This window comes from Pseudomonas putida W15Oct28 (genome assembly GCF_000708715.2).
GTDB classification, from domain to species: domain Bacteria; phylum Pseudomonadota; class Gammaproteobacteria; order Pseudomonadales; family Pseudomonadaceae; genus Aquipseudomonas; species Aquipseudomonas putida_R.
Window position 1 is genome coordinate 69,628 of sequence record NZ_JENB01000008.1, and the last position, 17,696, is coordinate 87,323.

Sequence of the window (17,696 nt, forward strand, 5' to 3'; positions counted from 1 at the left end):
GTCACAGGCTCCTCATCATGCGCCACAGCACCAGGCAACCGAGCGCCTGCAAGGCGAAGGCCAGCAACAGCATCATCTGGCCGCTGCTGTCGCGCCACATGGCCAACAGGTAATGCGGGTTGGCCATCATGAAGTAGCCGACCATGGCCAGCGGCAACGAGCCGAGAATGATCGCGGTGATGCGGGTTTCGCCGGTCATCGCCTTGAGCTGACGCACCCCTTGCTCCCGCTCGCGGATCAGCTTGATCAGGTTTTCCATCAGCTCGCTGGCATTGCCACCGTAGCGCTGGTTGATGCGCAAGCCGAGGGCGAACAGCCGCAGTTCATCCTGCTTGTGCAGTTCGGCCAGCTCGCTCACGGCATCCTCAAGCGCCACACCCAACTGTACGTTGCGCCGCACCCGCGCCATGGCTGAGCGCAGGGGGTCGCGGCTGCTGTCGATACCGCCCAGCACCGCGTCATTGAGGGTGCGGCCGGCCTTGAGGCTGCGAACGCTGTAGTCCAGCAGGCTGGGTAATTGTTCGACGATTTGCCGCATCTGCCGGCGGCTTTGCCAGCTCAGGATGAGGTACGCCAGGGTTGGCAGGCCGATCAGCAGCATCAACGCGGCCACCCAGCCGGCAACGATCAGCGCCAGCAGCACCACGCCCAGCCACGCCAGCAACCAGCGTTGTGGCTCGAAGTCGATGGCCCCCAAGCCGGCGCGCTGCAGCAGGGAATCCAGCCATTCGCGCCGGGCGGTGCCATTGCGCACAATGCTGAACGCCCGCCCCAGGCGTTGCAGGATGCGTTCTTCGTGCCGCTTGTACAGGCCCCGGCGCAGCAGCAGCAAGGCCACGCCCAGCAACAGCGGGGACAGTGCCAGCAGCACGGGGCCGGTCACAGCAGGCCCTCTGCGTGCAGCTTGCTGCCTGCCGGGTTGGGTGCTTCGCGCAGAAAGGTATCGCCGCCACGACGATCGAGGCGGAACAGGGTGTTGGTCACGTACACCTCGTCGCGCACGCCGACCACTTCCAGCACCTCGCTGACGCAGCGTCGGCCATCGGGCAGGCGGGTCAGCTGGATCACCACATCCAGCGCCGCGCAAACCATTTGCCGCATGGTCTTTTCGGCAATCTGCCGGCCGCTCAGGCCGACCAGGGTTTCCAGGCGTAGCAGTGCATCCTGCGCGGTGTTGGCGTGCACCGTGCTCATCGAGCCATCGTGGCCGGTGTTCATCGCGGTGAGCACGTCGAGCACTTCGCTGCCGCGGATCTCACCCAGAATGATGCGGTCGGGCCGCATGCGCAGGGCGTTGCGGATCAGTTCGCTGGCTTTGACTTCGCCATGCCCTTCGGCATTCGGCGGGCGGGTTTCCAGGCGCACCACGTGGGGATGGTGCAAATTCAGTTCGGCGACGTCTTCGATGGTCACCAGGCGTTCGCGGGGCGCGATCATCTGGCTGAGGATGTTCAGCAGGGTGGTCTTGCCGGTGCCGGTACCGCCACTGACCAGGATGTTGCAACGTTTGCCCACGGCGCGCTCGAAGAAGTCAAAGATGTGCTGGTCGATGGCGCGGGTGGCCAGCAGGTCGGCACTCTTGAGCATGTCCTGGCGGAACTTGCGGATCGACAGGCACGGGCCGTCCAGTGCCACAGGCGGAATGATCGCATTCACCCGGCTGCCATCGGGCATGCGCGCGTCGACCATCGGCGAGGATTCGTCCAGGCGCCGGCCAAGCGGGGCGAGGATGCGCTGCATCACCCGCTCCACATGGTGGGCGTCGATGAAGCGCAGGTCGGTCTGTTGCAACAGGCCCGCCCGCTCGACGAACACCCGGTGCGGCCCGTTGACCAGGATTTCCGTGACGGTGGGGTCACGCAGCAACACTTCAAGCGGGCCGAAACCGGTCAGCTCATCCACCAGCTCTTCGGCCAGGCGCTCCATTTCGTAGCGCGACATGGCCAGGCGCAGCCGCGCGACGTAATCGCCCACCTGCTCCAGCACGAACTGGGTCAGCGCTGGCCGTGCGCCTTCGAGCAGGTTGCGGCCGCTGTCCTCGATGGCGTCGATGGCAAAGCGGTGCAGTGCACGCTTTAGCGCGTAGGGGTCGCCGGAGGCGTGTTGCTGGCCTCCAAAGGGTTGGTCATTGCTCATTTGCTCCCCCAGAGCCGCCGCAGCCAGGTGAAGGCCGGTGGTGCGAGGTTTTCCGAGCGCCGCGCCAGGCGTTCGCCCAGGCTGCGCAGGGCTTGCGTGAGGTTTTCACGCGGGGCCAGTTCGAACAGGCTCAGGCCCTGGTTTTTCACGTTCAGGCGCACTTCGGGGCTGTAGGGGATGGCCTTGAGCAAGGGCAGGCCGTAGCGTTTGGCCAGGGTATCGGCGTCGGGTGCAACGTTGTTCAGATAACGGTCCACCAACAGGCTGGCGTGCTCCAGCTTCATGCCGTGGTCACGCCACAGGTCGAGCACTTCAAGGTTGCGCCGGCAGTCGAGGATGTTCTGGTCGGTGTAGACGATCAGTTTGTCGCAATGGCTCACCAAGGTGCGCAGGGCTTCGCTGTCGGCATGCCCGGTCAGGTTCACGACAATGTGCTGGAAGTGCTGGCGCAGGGCGCTTAACAGCATGTACAGCTCGGCGGCACTGGTTTGTTGCAGCGGGTCGTCGGCCTCGGCGTAGGTCAGCAGGCGCAAGCCTTTCTTGTCGCGGGTGAATGCGCTGTCGATCAGTGTGGTGTCGAGGCGGCGCAAGTGGCGCAGGGCGTCGCCGAAGAAGAACGAAGCTTCCAGGCCGAGCAGCGCCAGGCTGTCGCCACGTGGCAGGCCCAGGTCCAGCAACAGGGTTTGCTGGCCGCTCTCCTGCACCACCCGGGCCAGGTGGGTGGTGAGCAATGCCCCGTCGGCGCTGCTTTGTACGCCGAACAGCACCGTCAGCCCGCCGAGGGCGGGGTTGCTGGCCACCGCCGGCATGCGCTTGCCCAGGCGGCGCACCAGCCCGGCCACTTCGCTTGCGCGCGAGCCATAGGCGACGAAGTCGCGGGCGCCCGCGCGCATGGCATGCAGCACCAGTTGGTTGTCCATGCCATCGCCGAGGGCGACGATCGCCAGCATCGGCTTGGCCTCCAGCACCCCCTCGATCAAGGCGCACTGGCTGACCAGTTGTTCGCGGTCCAGGCCGATGAACATCAGGGTGCTGAACGTGGCGTTGACCAGCGCCAGCAGCTCGTCGAGGCTGCCCGCGCTGGCACCGATCACCTGGCCTTGCGGCGCCAGTGCGCCCTGCAGCCAGTGCAGGTCCTCTTCGTTGCGGGTGATGGCGAGGAAGGTGGGGTTCAGGCTCTCGTTCATTGGGATAACCCGCCCTGGCCATCGAAGTTGCCGTTCTCCAGGAAAAACAGGCGCCCCCAGCTAGGGTCGTAGGTGCGCAGGTTCTCGCCCGGCAGTTGCGGCAGCCGTGCATTGGCGGCCAGCGGCTGGACCAGGTGCGGGGTGACGATCATCAACAGTTCGGTTTCTTCGCGGCGCATGGCCGAGTTGCGGAAGAACGCGCCCAGTACCGGCAGGCTACCCAGGCCGGGCAGGCGGTCTACCGCGGAACGGGTGTTGTTGCTGACCAGGCCGCTGATGATGAAGCTCTCGCCATCGGCCAGGGCAATGCTGGTGTCGGTGCGCCTTACCGTCAAACCCGGCACCTGCGTGCCGGCGATGGTCACCACGTTGGTGTAGTCCAGCTCGCTGACCTCCGGCGCCACCTTGAGGGTGATCCTGCCCTGGCTGATGACGGTGGGTGTCAGCGCCAGGCGGACGCCAAACTCCTTGTATTCGATCGACACGTTGTCGCTGCCCGCGCTGGGTACCGGGATCGGAATTTCACCGCCAGCCAGAAAGCTTGCTGTCTGGCCACTGAGCACGGTCAGGCTCGGGCGAGCCAGGGTGTAGGCGAAGCCGCTGTTTTCCAGGGCGTTGATCATGGCCAGGAAGCGGCTGCTGCCGCCGCCCCAGACGATATTGAAGACGTTGTCGCTGAGGGGGATCGACGGGGTCACGTTCGGGACTGAGCCGGGGCTGACGGACGTGCCGGGCACGGTCCCCGGCGAGCCGATCAGGCTGTTGTTCGAGCCCTTGAAGAACAACCGTGCGCCGGCCTCCTTGAATTTGGTGCGGCGTACTTCCACAAAACGGATGTCGGCCTGCACCTGGCTGATCAGTTGCGCATCCTGCGACGGCAAAAAGCTGTCTTCGGCCATGTCGGCACTGGCCCGGCCTTTGACGAACACCATGGCCCTGTGTGGTGACGGGGCGCATGCTGTCCACAACATCAGGGTGGTATTGCCTTGGCCCACTGCGGTAATCACCACGCCGCGCTCGCCGCTGGCCTGCACATCGGCCACCTTCGGCTCGCCCACGGCAACCCGGCTGATCGCCAGTGGCAGGCGCAGCTCCTGCTGCAGGCCCTGGTCTATCTCGATGACCGAGGGCAGCTGGTTGATCGCTTCGCAGCCTTTGCCCGCCGCCTGCGCCTGGGGCAACAGCGCGGCCAGCAGCCCGGTACAACATGCTTGTCTCAAAAAGGAACTACGCATCGCTGCATCCTTGCCGGCTCAGGGGGTTTTATTCGTATCGTCAGCCTGTGCGCCACGGATGATGTGCATGGCGGGTGTGGGTTTACTGGTCGCCAGGCTGGCAGCGTTGGCCACCGGTGACTGGGACAGCTGACTGAAGCGGTAGAGTTCGCGGTTGGCGGCTTCTACCTGCGGTTTGGCATCGGCTTCGTTCCAGTACCGGGCCAGGCGTTGTTCATCGGCACTGCGCACGGCCAGGCGCAACGTGCCGGCCTGGGCAGCCAGCATCAAGCGGCTGGCCAAGGCCTCGGGCACTGCCAGCGCCACGGTGCGGGTGCCGTTGCCGCTCATGCTGGCCTGTTCGCGCCGGGCCTTTTGCTCTTCGGCGGTCTGCGCCGGGCGGCCATCATTGGCCAGGCCCGTCTGCTCGCCGACGCTGAGCACGCGCAAGGCCGGCAGCACCACCTGGGCGGAGGATTGCGGGTTGTTGGGTTCTTCACGCAGGAACAGTAAAACGTCCACGTAGTCGCCCGGGCGCACTTGGCCGGCGGCGCCGACCACTTCGTCCACACCGACTGCCACGGCGCGCTCGTTGGAGCGGATCATCCGCGCCAGCGGCCCGCCAGCCTGGAAGCTGGACTCATCCAGCCAGCTGCCCGCGGCAAGTGGCCTGGCGCTGGTGCGCCCGATCACCTGGGCGGTTTGCTGGTAGGCCCCGGTGGGGGCAACCTGCAGGCGCTCGATCAGCACATCGTCTTCAGTGACCGGCGTATTGGCGGGCAGTGCCTTGCGCAGGACGACGACGGCTGTACGCAGTGGCTCCGGTGGGGCGGCGGGTGGTGGGGCGACGGCTGCAAGCGGTTGTTCGGCCGTTGGGGTAACCGGTACCGGTGGAGCGGCAGGGCGGCTGAGCACAATGCCCCAGTAGCCTGCCAGCAATGCTGCCAGCAGGAAGAATGCCGCCAGTATCAGGGTTAAGCGACTGCTCATCTCGGCCTCCCTGCACGCGTCGACTGATGGCAAAAAGTCACTATTTCGCTATAGGACGGTAGCCCAGCCATCGCCATTCGCCATGAGCTGGAGCGGTTTTTTTCGGGATTGTGATTAAGTCGAGGCAATACAGAGGGTTAGCAACTTTACGGGTGTTATTACTCTTGAATTAATCCTTTGTGATTAATCCTTTAATACATTTGCAGTCCGCCCCAGCTTGACGATGCTGATGGCAAATAGGTGTCACTTTGATACCGCCATCGCCGGCATTCATGCCGCAAGGAGCTGAGCCATGAAACTGTTCATTCTGCACTGCATGAACTTCCTGCATCGCAAGGACGGAGCATCCGGTATCGAATATGCGGTCATCGCGACGATGGTTGCGGTAGTGCTGGCCGCTTTCGTCGGGGACATCTCCACGGCCGTCAACACCACCTTCACCACGATCAAAAATGCCCTTTGACCGGTGAACAGGAGCCAAAGCCATGCAGAACGCTTCCTCGCGCCAGCAGATCCTTTTGGTGGATGACGAGCAGGACGTTCTGCTGGAGCTGGCCGAACTTCTCGAGAACGAAGGCTTCGCCTGCCTGACCGCGACATCGGTACAGGCTGCCTTGCAACAGCTTACCCGTCACCCGGACGTTGCCCTGGTGATCACGGACCTGCGTATGCCGGAGGAAAGCGGCATCGGTTTGATCAGGCGCCTGCGCGAGCATACGGCGCGCCTGCACCTGCCGGTGATTGTCATGTCCGGGCAGGCTGACCTGGATGATGTGAGCGAACTGCTGCGCCTGCAGGTGGTGGATTTTTTCCGCAAGCCGCTTTATCACAAGCGTTTGCTGACAACCCTGGAGAACCTGTTCCCCGTGCCCAGGCTCAGGGCAGTGAACTGAGGGAGGCCCTGAATGGCCTTTAATGGTCTTTAATAAAAGCGCCCGGCACTTGGCCGGGCGTTTTCATTGCTGGGGTCAGGCTTCCGGGTCGCTCAGTTCAAGGGCGCCGCGCTTGCTGCGCAGCTTGCCGTAGAAGTGTTCCAGCGCGTGGTTTAGCTTGGTGGCGGCACCGTCGACTGCCTGGTCTACCGAAGTGGCAGTGTGGGTCACGGAAATCGGTTGGTGGCCTTTGGGGCGAGCCTCCATCTGGCAGCGTTTGTCATGCGGTCCGGGCTTGGCGCCGTTCTCGTCGCGCAGGTGAACCTCGATGCGGGTGAGGTCTTCTTCGTAACGTTCCAGGGAGCTCTGCAGGGTACTGCGGACCCACTGATCGAGACGGGCGTTGCTTTCGAAATGGTTGCTGCTGTTGACCTGGATTTGCATGATCAATCCTTATTCAGCTTGCTCGCATGGAGACGCGCCTAGGCCCTTGAGACCCTTGGAATTTCTGCGCCTCTTGACTCTAAGGTCAGGCAACCGCGGACCGAATTCAAGCCCTTTCTGAAAATAAATTTCTTGTTGCAAATGGGGCTGCTGTGCAGCCCTTCGCGGGCACGCCCGCTCCCACAGGGTTTTCACAGGCTTTGAGCCGGTGCGGTTCCTGTGGGAGCGGGCATGTCGGGCGCCGAACCGCCGCGAAGGGTCGCAAAGCGGCCCCTTACGATTGGTCAGAACTCCACCGAGGTCTGCACATACAAGGTTCGCGGCTCACCCACGTACTTGCCCTTGTTGTTGTCATCGTAGGACCGCGTGTAGTACTCGCGGTTGAACAGGTTCTTCACGCCCACCGCCACCTTCAGGTTCGACAGCTGCGCGCCAAAATCGTACCCGGCGCGGGTGCTGACCAGCATGTAACCCGGAATGCGCCCGGTGCTGCCGTCGGCGCTTTCGGTGCCGGTGTTGGCGTTGTCGGCGTACTGGCTGCTCTGGAAGCTGCCGTCCAGGTTCAGCTGCCAGGGGCCATCGGTGTAGCCCACGCCCAGGTTGCCCTTGTGCCGCGACGAGAACGGCACCTGGTTACCTTTGTTCGGCCCGTCCTCGCGGATGGTGGCGTCAACGAATGCGTAGCTGGCGTGCACATCGAAGCCGGCCAGGGCCGGGCTCAGGCCGTCCAGTGCATAGCGGACGCTGGTCTCGATACCCTGGTGACGGGTTTCGCCGCGGGCGATTACCGAGTCGTTGGTCTGGTTGCTTTCGTACTGGTTGTCGAAGTTGATCAGGAACGCGCCGATCTCGGCTTGCAGGTCACCGTTGTCGTAGCGGGTGCCGACTTCCCAGGTGCGTGCCTTCTCCGGTTTTACCTCGCCGCTGCTGACGCGGTTGGGCATCTGGCTGTACTGCACGCTGCCGAACGAGCCTTCGGTGTTGGCGTACAGGTTCCAGCTGTCGGTCAGGTGGTACATCACGTTGAGCGCCGGCAGCGCGGTGTTGTAGCTGCCCTGGTAGCGCTGGCCGTTGAGCTTGTTGCTCTGCTCGGAGTCGATCATCTCGTAGCGCACGCCCGGGGTGATGGTCCAGCGGCCGATGTCGATGCGGTCATCCAGGTAGATGGCGTGGGCTTCGGTGCTGCCACGGGTGTCGCGGTCGTTGCGGCTGGCAGTGGTCGGCAGGTTGCCGTTCACCGGCTCGCGGAAGCGCAGTTCGTGGCCGGCTTCGTTGACGTAGCGATAGCCGATGCCCAGCTCGTGCCAGCTATCGCCCAACGCCAGGCCCTGCGAGAAGCGGGTTTCGATGCCGCGCACCCAGTACTCGCGTGGCGACAGCGAAACGAAGCTGCCTTGGTCCAGGTAGCCGCTGCGCAGGGTCTTGGTGAAGAAGCTGTTGACGCTGAACTGGCGGTCGTCCTGCTTGTAGTCGTAGCCGAAGTTGAACAGCGTGCGGCGGCCCCAGAACTTGTCTTTCAGGCGCGTCGACTGGTACGGGTCGGCAGCGAAGTCGGCGGTGCTCAGGCCACCTGGCATGTCGGCCTCGCCCTCGTAGTACTGGGCCATGGCATGCAGGCTGTTGGCTTCGTCCAGTTGCAGCTTGCCCTTGAGGATCAGGTCGTCGATCTGCGTGTCGCTGTGTTCGCGCCAGTCGCCACCACGGGTGCCGGAGTACAGCAGGGCGCCGCCCAGGCCGTTGTCATTGGTGCCGCCGACCAGCAGGTTGGCGCTGTTCTTGAAGCCATCGTGGCTGGAGGAGGGGCTGATCTGGTTTTGCATGGCGGCCTTGAAGGTGGCCTGCTCGGGGATCGCCCGGGTGACGAAGTTGACGATGCCGCCGACGTTCTGCGGGCCGTAACGCACCGCGCCGCCACCGCGCACCACATCCACGGCGTCCATGTTGCCCATGCTCAGCGGGGCCAGCGACAGCTGCGGCTGGCCATACGGGGCGAACGGCACCGGGATGCCATCCATCAGCACGGTCGAACGCGACGCCAGGCGCGGGTTGAGGCCGCGAATGCCGAAGTTGAGCGCCAGGTCGTGGCTGCCGGTGCCGTTGTTGTCGGGGGCATTCACCCCGGGGATGCGGTTGAGCACTTCGCGGGCGGTGGTCGCGCCGCTGCGCTCGAACGCTTCGCGGCGTACCACGTCGCGGGCGCCGGGGTGCTCGAACACATTGTCCTGCTGCGCTTCTGCCAGCCAGTCGCCGACCACGGTGGAAGCGCCGAGCTCGACCGGGGCGCCAGCAGCGGGGCTACCGATTGGTTGCAGGCTGAAGGCATTGTCGGTTTCCTGCCGCACCTGCAGGCCGCTGCCGCGCAGCAGCGCGTCGAGGCCTTGGCGCACATCGAACTGGCCGTCCAGCCCCTGGGTGCTGATGCCTTGGGTCAGTTGCGAGCCGAACGAGATCAGCGCACCGCTTTCGCGGCCAAACTGGTTGAGTGCGTCTTCAAGCGAGCCGGCAGCGATGTGGTAGCTGCGGGTTTCGGCATGGGCGGCGGGCATGGCCAGGCCGAGCGTGGTGGTGAGCAGCAGGGCGTGGAGGAGGGGGCTGGGGCGCAACGGCATGGGTCGGGTCCTGAGAAAGGGGTTCTGCCATGTCTGTCACGCGAGGTTGGGAAAATGGCTCACTGGATTGAAAATAATTTGCCTGTACCGGCCTCATCGCCGGCAAGCCAGCTCCCACAGGGATATCACAGGCCTTGAGGGCAATGATTTTCCTGTGGGAGCTGGCTTGCCGGCGATGAGGCCCGACCTGCCTTAACTCATTGTTGGCTCCACCGTCACCCAATATCGAGTGAAGCGGCGCACCCGAACCGGCAGTGCCACCTCCAGCATCTGCAGGATGCGCTCGCTGTCATCCAGCGGATACGACCCGGAAATGCGCAAGTCGGCGACACGCTCGCTGCACCCCAACTGCCCGTGGCGATAGCGCCCAAGCTCGGCCAGGAAATCCGCCAGGCGCATCTGCGAGGCCACCAGCATGCCGTCGACCCAGGCGCCCACATTGCGGTCGAGCGCCGAAACCGACCGCCAGCTACCCGTGAAGCGTGCCTGCTGCCCGGCCAGTAACGGTTGCCCCGCAACGCTGGCCACACCCTCGAAGACCGACACCAGGCTGTAGCCGTCGAACTGGCGCACGTTGAAGCGCCCGCTGTCCAGGCGCAACGCCCCTTCGCCGGTACGCAGCAGCAACGGCCGGGCATCGCTGGCCACCTGCAGCGCCAGTTCACCCTCGAACAGACGCACCCGGCGCTGTTGCCCGTCGAAGCGCACGTCGGCGGCACTGCGGGTGTTAAGTTGCAGCACGCTGCCATCTTCCAGGCCCATGCGCCGGCGCTGCCCCACAGGGCTGCGGTAGTCGGCCATCAGGCCGGGCATCGGGTTGTGCTGTTGCAGCCCAAGCCCGGTGGCACTGGCTACGCCCACCAACAGCAATGCCTTGAGCGCGCGCCGCCGGGCGGGCGAGTGGGGGGCTTGCAGTGTCGCGTGCACCACCGGCGAGGACACCCCGCGCAGGCGCTGGTTTACCTGCTGGATATGGGCCCAGGCCCGCTGGTGTTCCTGGTCGGCCCGCAGCCAGTGTTCCAGCGCCAACCGCTGCGCCTGGCCAAAATCATCGCCTTGGGACTCGATCAACCAGTGCACGGCTTGCTCCGCCACTTGTGGAGAAAACGAGGCGTTCACAGGGCGAAGTAGCAGCGCATGGCCGCCTTGTTCAGATAGCGCTTGACCGTGGCCAACGAGATACCCAGTTCGTGAGCGATTTCACCCTGGCCAAGGCCATCGACCTGGGCCAGCAGAAAGGCGCGTTTGACCAGTGGCGGCAAACCGTCCAGCAGGCGGTCGAGCTCCAGCAGGGTCTCGAAGATGATCGCCTTTTGCTCCTCGCACGGTGCTACGTCTTCAGGCACCTGGGCCAGTGCTTGCAGGTAGGCACGCTCCAGCTCCTGGCGGCGAAAGTGGTTGCACAGCACGCGCTTGGCTACGGTTGCCAGGAACGCACGCGGCTCAACCAGCTGTGGCGCCTCGCGGGCCTGCAGCAGGCGCAGGTAGGTGTCCTGGGCCAGGTCGGCGGCACTCTGCGGGCAGCCCAGGCGGCGGCGCAACCAGCCAGTGAGCCAGTTGTGATGGGCGTGGTAGAGGCCTTCGACCGTGGATGTGAGCGCGCTGGGCACCGTGATACTCCGGCGCTGTGTAGCGCAACTGGTAGTAAGAATTGTTCGCATTATATTGCAGGGCAGAATGCTCGGCAATCTCCACCGGCCCTATCGCCGGCAAGCCAGCTCCCACAGGACCCCGCTGTCTTCAAGCCCTGTGCAATACCTGTGGGAGCTGGCTTGCCGGCGATAGGGCCAGAACAGGCAACACATCGCTAACTCTTTGCCTATGAGAATTGAAATCATTATTATTGCAGCCCCGAAAAACGCCCGGACCTTCGCCATGACGCGCAAAACCGCCGGCCCCCCGCTCAGCTATCGCCTGGCCGTTGCCTCACGCAGCCTGGCCGCGCTGTTGGGCGGCTACCTGCTGGCGTCCATGGCCAGTGTCTGCATTGCCCTGGTGGCACCGCTGCCGAAGGTCGATGCCACGCTGACCGGCCTGCTGTTGTCGTTCGTCTTCTACCTGCTGGCTTTCATCTGGTGCTTCGCCTGCCGCAGCGCCTGGCGTGCCTGGCTGGGCGTATTGGCGCCCAGCCTGCTGTTGGGCATGATCAGCGGCGTTGCCTACTGGATGAAAAACCCATGAAAGAAGGCTTCCGCCAGGCGATGGCCTGGCTGCACACCTGGACCGGCCTGATCTTTGGCTGGCTGTTGTTTGCCATCTTCCTCACCGGCACGCTGTCGTATTTCAAGGAAGAAATCACCCACTGGGCGCAGCCCGAAGTGCGCAGCCATGCGTTGGACCCGGCCCTCAGCCTGGGCATGGCCCAGCATTACCTGCAGGACAATGCCGGGCATTCCGCGTCCTGGTTCATCCGCATGCCCAACGAGCGTGAAGCGGGCCTGAGCGTGGGCTATCGCGACCCCAACGGTGGGCCGCGTGGCTTTGTCAACAAAACCCTCGACACGCAGACCGGCCAGCCGGTGGAAGCACGCGACAGCCGTGGTGGCGATTTCTTCTACCGGTTCCACTTCCAGCTGCAGATGCCGCACCCGTTTGGCCGCTGGCTGTCGACCTTCTGCGCCTTCATCATGCTGCTGGGGTTGGTCACCGGCATCATCACCCACAAGAAGATCTTCAAGGAGTTCTTCACCTTCCGCCCCGGCAAGGGCCAGCGTTCCTGGCTGGACGGGCACAACGCCATCGGCGTGCTGGTGCTGCCCTTCCACCTGATGATCAGTTACAGCAGCCTGGTGCTGTTCATGTATATGGTGATGCCGGCGGGCATCATGGCCAGCTATGGCAATGACACGGGCAAGTACTTCAACGACCTGTTCGGCCGCGACGATGCGCCCAACGCGGCCCAGGTGGCCACGCCGCTGGTAGCGCTGCCAACCCTGTATGCCAAGGTCCAGGAACTGCAACCGGGCGCGCGTATCGGCTTCATCCAGGTGCAGAACCCGGGCGACAGCAATGCCCGCGTCACCTTCGCCCAGTCGGCTGCCGACCACGTGGCTTATCGGCGCAGTGCCAACTGGACGTTCGACGGCGCCAGTGGTGCGCTGCTGAGCCAGGGCAAGCCAGAGAGCGGGGCGATGATGACCGCCTTCAGCTTTGCCGGGCTGCACATGGGCAATTTCGCCGGGCCCTGGCTGCGCTGGCTGTACTTCTTCTTTGGCGTCGCCGGCACTGCGGTGATCGGCACCGGGCTGGTGATGTGGCTGGGCAAGCGCCAGCTCAAGCATGCCAAGAGCCCGCACATGCCGGGTGAGTTGCGCCTGGTCGAGGTGCTCAATATCGCCAGCATGAGCGGCCTGCTGCTGGCGGTGGCGGGCTTCTTCTGGGCCAACCGCCTGATCCCGGTAGGCGTAGAGGGCCGCGCCGACTGGGAGGTCAATGCCTTCTTCATCGCCTGGGGCTTGTCACTGGTGCATGCCGTGCTGCGCAGCGGGCGCCGGGCGTGGGGCGAGCAACTGGCGCTGGGTGCGCTGGCCTTTGCCCTGCTGCCGCTGCTCAATGGCTTGAGCACTGACCGGGGCTTGAACCATTCGTTGCCGGCAGGTGACTGGGCCATGGCCGGCTTCGACCTGACGGCCCTGGGTACCGGCCTGTTCCTGGCCTGGCTGGCCGGCAAGATGCTGCGCAGCCCCAAACCGGTAGCCAAGCGACCACGCGCGGCAAAAACAACGGGCACTGAAACGGCGCAGGTGAGCTGATGCTGGGTAACGCACTGATCGCATTCGCAGGTTTTGTCGCCCTGTGCCTGGCCATGGAAAAGCACTTCAGCGATTTGCTCGGGCGCAAGCCGCGCCCCGGGCAGTTGCGGCTGTTGCGGGTTGCCGGCTGGCTGCTGCTGATGCTGTCGCTGGTGCTCAGCGTGCACCTGCGTGGCTGGGCCCATGGCCTGGTGGAATGGACGGCAGTGATGATGGCCGGGGTGACCGTGTGGGTGTTCTGCCTGCCCTACCAACCGCGCCTGCTGCTGGGCCTGGCCGCCGCCAGCGTGGTGCTGGGGCCGTTGCTGGCCGTGTTTGCCGTGTGAACCTGTGAGCGAGCAGGGGGATATCATAGAGCCCGACGCCGACAGCACTGGCGGGCGTGCACGTTTCGTCCAGGTGTTCCTGGCCCAACGGGCGCGTATGGAGGCGCTGGTCAGCCGGCGCGTTGGCTGCCGCGCCACGGCTTCGGACCTGGTGCAGGAACTGTTCCTGCGTTTCTGGCGCCGGCCCGAGGTCAAGGTCGAAGCGCTGGACACCTACCTGTTGCGTTGTGCCGGCAACCTGGCTATTGACCACCTGCGCAGTGAAGGCAGCCGCGAACGCGTGGCAGAAGCCGCTTCGCCCATGGACGAGGCGGCCATGGCTCAGGCGCCCGAGCAGGCGCTGGAGGTCGACCACGACCTGCAACGCATCGAAACCGCCTTGCGCGCCTTGCCCGAGCGCACCCGGCAGATCTTTCTGCTCAACCGCATCCACGGCTGCAAGTACGGCGAAATTGCCAAGGCCATGCAGCTGTCCCAGAGCGCCGTGGAAAAGCATATGATGCGCGCCCTTGAAGCGTGCAAGGCGAGTGTTGCCGAGCCCGCGTCCACCCCACGCAGGCCAGGGAGTGCCCGTCGATGAGCCGTATGCCCCCGATCACCGAGGCGCAGTCCCAGGCCGCCCTGCAATGGCTCAGCCGCATCAATGAGCAGCCCGCGCAAGCCGAAGGGGCTGCGTTCAAGCGCTGGTTGCTGGCCGACCCCGGGCACCGTGACGCCTACCAACAGGCCCAGGCGCTGTGGCAGAAAAGCGCCGCCCCGGCGGCGCGGCTGGCCGACGAAGACCAGGACGCCCTGCAGCGCTACCTCGATGCCATGGCCAAGCCGCCGACCCGCGGCCCGTGGCGGCAGGTGGCAGCACTGGCGATGGCGGCCTGCCTGGTGCTGGCCGTGGGCGTTGCCGGTGGCTGGCACCCGGGGTACTGGTTGCAGGACCTGCAGGCCGACTACAGCAGTGCCGGGCAGATTCGCCAGGTGACCTTGGCCGACCAGTCGCAAGTGACGCTTGATGCCGGCAGCGCCATTGCGGTCGATTTTGCCCAGGGTGAGCGCCGTGTGCGGTTGCTGCATGGCGCGGCGTTCTTCGAGGTCACGCATACCGGCGAGCCGTTCCTGGTCGAAGCTGGCGGTGGCGAAGTGCGGGTACTTGGCACTCAGTTTGAGGTGCGCGAGCAAGGCGACGGCGCCCAGGTGACGGTGCGCAGCGGGCGTGTGGGCGTGAGCCCTGCGCAAGGCACCCTGGCGCGTAAGCTGACGGCCAACCAGCAGGTGGCCTACAGCGCAGGCAGGGTAGGCGACACCCTGGCGGTGGACAGTGAAAACCGCCTGGCCTGGCGCCAGGGGTGGCTGAACTATTACCAGGTGCCGCTGGCGCAGGTGGTTGAAGACCTTGGGCGCTATTACCCGGGGCGCATCCTGTTGCTGGATGGCGAACTGGGGCAGCGCAAGGTCAGCGGCAGCTTCCCGGTTGACGAGCCGCTGCTGGCGCTGGATTCGCTGGGCAAGGTGATGGGCTTTTCGCGGCAGACCGTGTTGGGGCGGTTGACCCTTATCCGGTGATTTCCTGTCCCGGCCTCTTCGCGGGCACGCCCGCTCCCACAGGTACTGCACAAGATTCAAGATCGATGAGGTCCCTGTGGGAGCGGGCATGCCCGCGAAGAGGCCGGTGCAGGAAAATATTTTCAGAAAGCGGGTGAGGTAACAGGACGTGGCATCCGTGTAATGAGTGAAAGTGCGATTCATTCGCAATCGTCACCCTCTCACAGGTCAGCGTCCATGAAGTTCTCCTCGCGTTGCGTCCCTCTCTGGTTCGGCCTTGCTGCGCTCCCGGCCGTCGCTGTCGCCCCTCTGGCAAGCGCCGCCGAGCAGCTGCAGGCCTATGCCTTCGCCCAGCCGGCCCAACCCTTGGCCCAAGCGCTCAACGCCTTCAGCCGCACCACCGGCCAGAGCGTGGTCTACACCCTCGAACTGCCGGGCATGCAAGCGCCCGCGTTGAATGGCCGGTTCAGCGCCGAGCAGGCGCTGCAACAGCTGCTGGGCAACGCCGGGCTGGCCTGGCGCCGCGTCGACGCACGCACCCTGACCCTGGAACCCGCCGACACCTCAGGCGCCCTCAACCTGCAGGCCACCAACGTGACCTCGCAGCTGGACGACTACAGCTATCAGCCCCCGGCCAGCGCTTCGATCATGCGCGGGCAGGGCCCGAACCAGGACATCCCCCAGGCCATCAACGTGGTACCGGCCCAGGTTATCCGCGACCAAGCCCCGCGCAACCTGGACGATGCCCTGGCCAACGTCAGCGGCATTACCCAAGGCAACAACTTTGGCGGCACGTCCGACACGGTGATGAAGCGCGGCTTTGGCGACAACCGCGACGGCTCGATCATGCGTGATGGCATGCCCATCGTGCAGGGGCGTAGCCTTAATGCCAGCACCGAGCGGGTCGAAGTGCTCAAGGGCCCGGCCTCGCTGCTGTACGGCATCCAGGACCCGGGCGGGGTGATCAACGTGGTCAGCAAGCGCCCGCAACTGCAGCAGTACAACGCCCTGGCCGTGCGCGGCTCAACCTACGGTAGCGGCAAGAACGGCAGTGGCGGCGGGCTCGACAGTACCGGTGCGCTGGGCGACAGCAACTTCGCCTACCGCTTGATCGTCGACCACGAAGACGAAGACTACTGGCGCAACTACGGCGTGCACCGCGAATCGCTGGTGGCGCCGTCGCTGGCCTGGCTGGGCGAAGACACCCAGGTGGTACTGGCCTACGAGCACCGCGAATTTCTCTACCCCTTCGACCGGGGCACCGCGTTCGGCAGCAACGGCCACCCGCTGAACATCCCCGCCACGCGCCGCCTGGACGAGCCGTTCAACGACATGGAGGGGCGCTCCGACTTGTATCGCCTGGAGGTCGACCATCAGCTGACCGATGACTGGAAGCTGCACTTTGGCTACAGCTTCAACCGCGAGACCTATGATGCAAGCCAGGTGCGAGTGACTGGCGTCAACGAAGCCAAAGGCACACTGACCCGCAGCATCGACGGCACCCACAACGCCATGAGCCGTGATCAGTTCGCCACCTTCAGCCTTGCAGGCAATGTGGAATTGGCCGGCATGCAGAATGACCTGTTGTTCGGCGTCGATCATGAAGACCGCAAGATCTTTCGCGGTGACCTGATCCGCCAGGCAGCACAATCCACGTTTAGCTATGTAAACCCTGTCTATGGTCAGGAAGTGGAAGGTACCAGCGTCGGCGCCAAAGAAAGCGTCCAGACCGACAAGCTGCGCACCGATGCACTGTTCGTGCAAGACGCCTTGCACCTGGACGAGCACTGGATCCTGGTGGCCGGCGCGCGTTTCCAGCAGTTCGACCAGTACGCCGGTCGCGGCCGCCCGTTCCACGTCAATACCGACATCAGTGGCCAGGCATGGGTGCCCCACGCGGGTATCGTCTACAAGGTCGACGACCAGCTGTCGTTCTATGGCAGCTATAGCGAATCGTTCAAGCCCAACTCCACCATCGCGCCACTGACCGGCAATGTGGTGCTCGACTCGTCGGTAGCACCGGAAGAGGGCAAGTCGTGGGAGCTGGGGGCCAAGCTCGATATGCCGGGCCGCATCACGGGCACCCTGGCGCTGTTCGATATCACCAAACGCAATGTACTGGTTTCGAACTTTGACGCCACCACCAGCGAGACGGTCTACAGCAATACCGGTGAGGTCAATTCAAGAGGTGTGGAGCTTGACCTGACCGGCCAGCTCAGCGACCGCTGGAGCTTGATCGGCAGCTATGCCTTTACCGATGCCAAGGTTACGAAAGACCCGGACCTTGAGGGTAACCGCCTGCAGAACGTGGCCAAGCACAGCGGTTCGCTGTCGGCTGTGTATGACTTCGGCAGCCTGTTCGGTGGCGATAAGCTGCGATTAGGGGCGGGTGCGCGTTACGTCGGTGAGCGGGCGGGCAACTCGACCAACACCTTCGACCTGCCGTCCTACACCGTGGCCGATGCGTTTGCCAGTTACGAGACCAAGCTTGATGAGCACAACGTGCGTTTGCAACTGAACGTGAAGAACCTGTTCGACAAGGTTTACTACAGCTCGGCGGTGAACCAGTACTTTGTGGCAATCGGGGATGCGCGGCAGGTGAGCCTGTCCAGCACCTTCGAGTTTTGAGC

Annotated in this window: 17 protein-coding genes; 8 read left to right on the forward strand and 9 right to left on the reverse strand. The window is 64.5% G+C overall.

Translation table 11 applies throughout. From position 1 onward, the window contains the following. Position 1: 1 nt before the first annotated feature. From AK81_RS07330 to cpaB, 5 genes are read right to left on the reverse strand one after another with little or no spacing between them, the layout of a single operon-like run. Positions 2-883, reverse strand: a complete 882-nt coding sequence (locus AK81_RS07330) for a type II secretion system F family protein (protein ID WP_043197906.1) — start codon at positions 881-883, stop codon at positions 2-4. Further along, positions 880-2,136, reverse strand: coding sequence for a CpaF family protein (locus AK81_RS07335; RefSeq protein WP_043197908.1), 1,257 nt, complete (start codon positions 2,134-2,136; stop codon positions 880-882). The genes AK81_RS07330 and AK81_RS07335 overlap by 4 nt, the downstream gene beginning before the upstream one ends. Beyond that, positions 2,133-3,323, reverse strand: coding sequence for a pilus assembly protein (locus tag AK81_RS07340; protein ID WP_043197910.1), 1,191 nt, complete (start codon positions 3,321-3,323; stop codon positions 2,133-2,135). The genes AK81_RS07335 and AK81_RS07340 overlap by 4 nt, the downstream gene beginning before the upstream one ends. After that, positions 3,320-4,558, reverse strand: a complete 1,239-nt coding sequence (locus tag AK81_RS07345) for a type II and III secretion system protein family protein (protein ID WP_043197911.1) — start codon at positions 4,556-4,558, stop codon at positions 3,320-3,322. The genes AK81_RS07340 and AK81_RS07345 overlap by 4 nt, the downstream gene beginning before the upstream one ends. A gap of 18 nt (positions 4,559-4,576) precedes the next feature. After that, positions 4,577-5,527 carry a Flp pilus assembly protein CpaB gene (gene cpaB / locus AK81_RS07350; protein ID WP_043197912.1) on the reverse strand — a complete coding sequence of 317 codons (951 nt, stop codon included), beginning with the start codon at positions 5,525-5,527 and terminating at the stop codon, positions 4,577-4,579. A 292-nt stretch (positions 5,528-5,819) separates the two neighbouring features. Here cpaB and AK81_RS07355 point away from each other — a divergent pair, with 292 nt between their 5' ends. Together AK81_RS07355 and AK81_RS07360 are read left to right on the forward strand one after the other, a co-directional pair. After that, a complete protein-coding gene (locus tag AK81_RS07355; RefSeq protein WP_029885790.1) occupies positions 5,820-5,990 on the forward strand; it encodes a Flp family type IVb pilin in 171 nt (56 codons plus the stop codon). Between the two features lie 22 nt (positions 5,991-6,012). Then, entirely contained in the window at positions 6,013-6,420 is a 408-nt protein-coding gene (locus AK81_RS07360) for a response regulator (RefSeq protein WP_043197914.1), read from the forward strand. A 75-nt stretch (positions 6,421-6,495) separates the two neighbouring features. Here the strand turns inward: AK81_RS07360 and AK81_RS07365 are convergent, their stop codons facing one another. The 4 genes from AK81_RS07365 to AK81_RS07380 form a co-directional block, all read right to left on the reverse strand. Then, complete coding sequence (locus AK81_RS07365; RefSeq protein WP_019473941.1) at positions 6,496-6,843, reverse strand: HPF/RaiA family ribosome-associated protein; 348 nt, start codon at positions 6,841-6,843, stop codon at positions 6,496-6,498. 284 nt (positions 6,844-7,127) lie between these two features. Then, positions 7,128-9,452 (reverse strand): TonB-dependent Fe(3+) dicitrate receptor FecA, encoded by a 2,325-nt coding sequence (gene fecA, locus AK81_RS07370; RefSeq protein WP_043197916.1) that lies wholly within the window; start codon positions 9,450-9,452, stop codon positions 7,128-7,130. Positions 9,453-9,644: 192 nt separating this feature from the next. Beyond that, the gene (locus AK81_RS07375; RefSeq protein WP_043197918.1) at positions 9,645-10,571 is read right to left on the reverse strand and encodes a FecR domain-containing protein; all 927 of its coding nucleotides are present in this window, start codon (positions 10,569-10,571) and stop codon (positions 9,645-9,647) included. Then, positions 10,568-11,113 carry a sigma-70 family RNA polymerase sigma factor gene (locus AK81_RS07380; RefSeq protein ID WP_241496063.1) on the reverse strand — a complete coding sequence of 182 codons (546 nt, stop codon included), beginning with the start codon at positions 11,111-11,113 and terminating at the stop codon, positions 10,568-10,570. Before AK81_RS07380 ends, AK81_RS07375 begins: the two co-directional genes overlap by 4 nt. A 214-nt stretch (positions 11,114-11,327) precedes the next feature. Between AK81_RS07380 and AK81_RS07385 the strand changes: the two genes are divergently transcribed. From AK81_RS07385 to AK81_RS07410, 6 genes are all read left to right on the forward strand, one after another. After that, positions 11,328-11,633, forward strand: a complete 306-nt coding sequence (locus AK81_RS07385; protein ID WP_043197923.1) for a DUF3649 domain-containing protein — start codon at positions 11,328-11,330, stop codon at positions 11,631-11,633. Further along, positions 11,630-13,204: a PepSY-associated TM helix domain-containing protein gene (locus AK81_RS07390; protein ID WP_043197925.1), complete on the forward strand. Its 1,575-nt coding sequence runs from the start codon at positions 11,630-11,632 to the stop codon at positions 13,202-13,204. The genes AK81_RS07385 and AK81_RS07390 overlap by 4 nt, the downstream gene beginning before the upstream one ends. Then, positions 13,204-13,530 carry a DUF3325 domain-containing protein gene (locus AK81_RS07395; RefSeq protein ID WP_043197927.1) on the forward strand — a complete coding sequence of 109 codons (327 nt, stop codon included), beginning with the start codon at positions 13,204-13,206 and terminating at the stop codon, positions 13,528-13,530. The genes AK81_RS07390 and AK81_RS07395 overlap by 1 nt, the downstream gene beginning before the upstream one ends. A 4-nt stretch (positions 13,531-13,534) precedes the next feature. After that, positions 13,535-14,110 (forward strand): RNA polymerase sigma factor, encoded by a 576-nt coding sequence (locus tag AK81_RS07400; RefSeq protein ID WP_043197929.1) that lies wholly within the window; start codon positions 13,535-13,537, stop codon positions 14,108-14,110. Beyond that, entirely contained in the window at positions 14,107-15,087 is a 981-nt protein-coding gene (locus AK81_RS07405) for a FecR family protein (RefSeq protein ID WP_043197930.1), read from the forward strand. The genes AK81_RS07400 and AK81_RS07405 overlap by 4 nt, the downstream gene beginning before the upstream one ends. A gap of 216 nt (positions 15,088-15,303) precedes the next feature. Next, a complete protein-coding gene (locus tag AK81_RS07410) occupies positions 15,304-17,694 on the forward strand; it encodes a TonB-dependent siderophore receptor (protein ID WP_043197933.1) in 2,391 nt (796 codons plus the stop codon). Positions 17,695-17,696 lie beyond the last annotated feature (2 nt).

Excerpts from the sequence above, each read along its gene's own strand:
- AK81_RS07335 (WP_043197908.1), bottom strand. The coding sequence starts at position 2,136 with ATGAGCAATGACCAACCCTTTGGAGGCCAGCAACACGCCTCCGGCGAC.
- AK81_RS07365 (WP_019473941.1), bottom strand. The coding sequence starts at position 6,843 with ATGCAAATCCAGGTCAACAGCAGCAACCATTTCGAAAGCAACGCCCGT.
- AK81_RS07355 (WP_029885790.1), top strand. The coding sequence starts at position 5,820 with ATGAAACTGTTCATTCTGCACTGCATGAACTTCCTGCATCGCAAGGAC.
- AK81_RS07385 (WP_043197923.1), top strand. The coding sequence starts at position 11,328 with ATGACGCGCAAAACCGCCGGCCCCCCGCTCAGCTATCGCCTGGCCGTT.
- AK81_RS07345 (WP_043197911.1), bottom strand. The coding sequence starts at position 4,558 with ATGCGTAGTTCCTTTTTGAGACAAGCATGTTGTACCGGGCTGCTGGCC.
- cpaB (WP_043197912.1), bottom strand. The coding sequence starts at position 5,527 with ATGAGCAGTCGCTTAACCCTGATACTGGCGGCATTCTTCCTGCTGGCA.
- AK81_RS07390 (WP_043197925.1), top strand. The coding sequence starts at position 11,630 with ATGAAAGAAGGCTTCCGCCAGGCGATGGCCTGGCTGCACACCTGGACC.
- AK81_RS07360 (WP_043197914.1), top strand. The coding sequence starts at position 6,013 with ATGCAGAACGCTTCCTCGCGCCAGCAGATCCTTTTGGTGGATGACGAG.
- AK81_RS07395 (WP_043197927.1), top strand. The coding sequence starts at position 13,204 with ATGCTGGGTAACGCACTGATCGCATTCGCAGGTTTTGTCGCCCTGTGC.
- AK81_RS07405 (WP_043197930.1), top strand. The coding sequence starts at position 14,107 with ATGAGCCGTATGCCCCCGATCACCGAGGCGCAGTCCCAGGCCGCCCTG.
- AK81_RS07380 (WP_241496063.1), bottom strand. The coding sequence starts at position 11,113 with ATGCGAACAATTCTTACTACCAGTTGCGCTACACAGCGCCGGAGTATC.
- AK81_RS07340 (WP_043197910.1), bottom strand. The coding sequence starts at position 3,323 with ATGAACGAGAGCCTGAACCCCACCTTCCTCGCCATCACCCGCAACGAA.
- AK81_RS07410 (WP_043197933.1), top strand. The coding sequence starts at position 15,304 with ATGAAGTTCTCCTCGCGTTGCGTCCCTCTCTGGTTCGGCCTTGCTGCG.
- fecA (WP_043197916.1), bottom strand. The coding sequence starts at position 9,452 with ATGCCGTTGCGCCCCAGCCCCCTCCTCCACGCCCTGCTGCTCACCACC.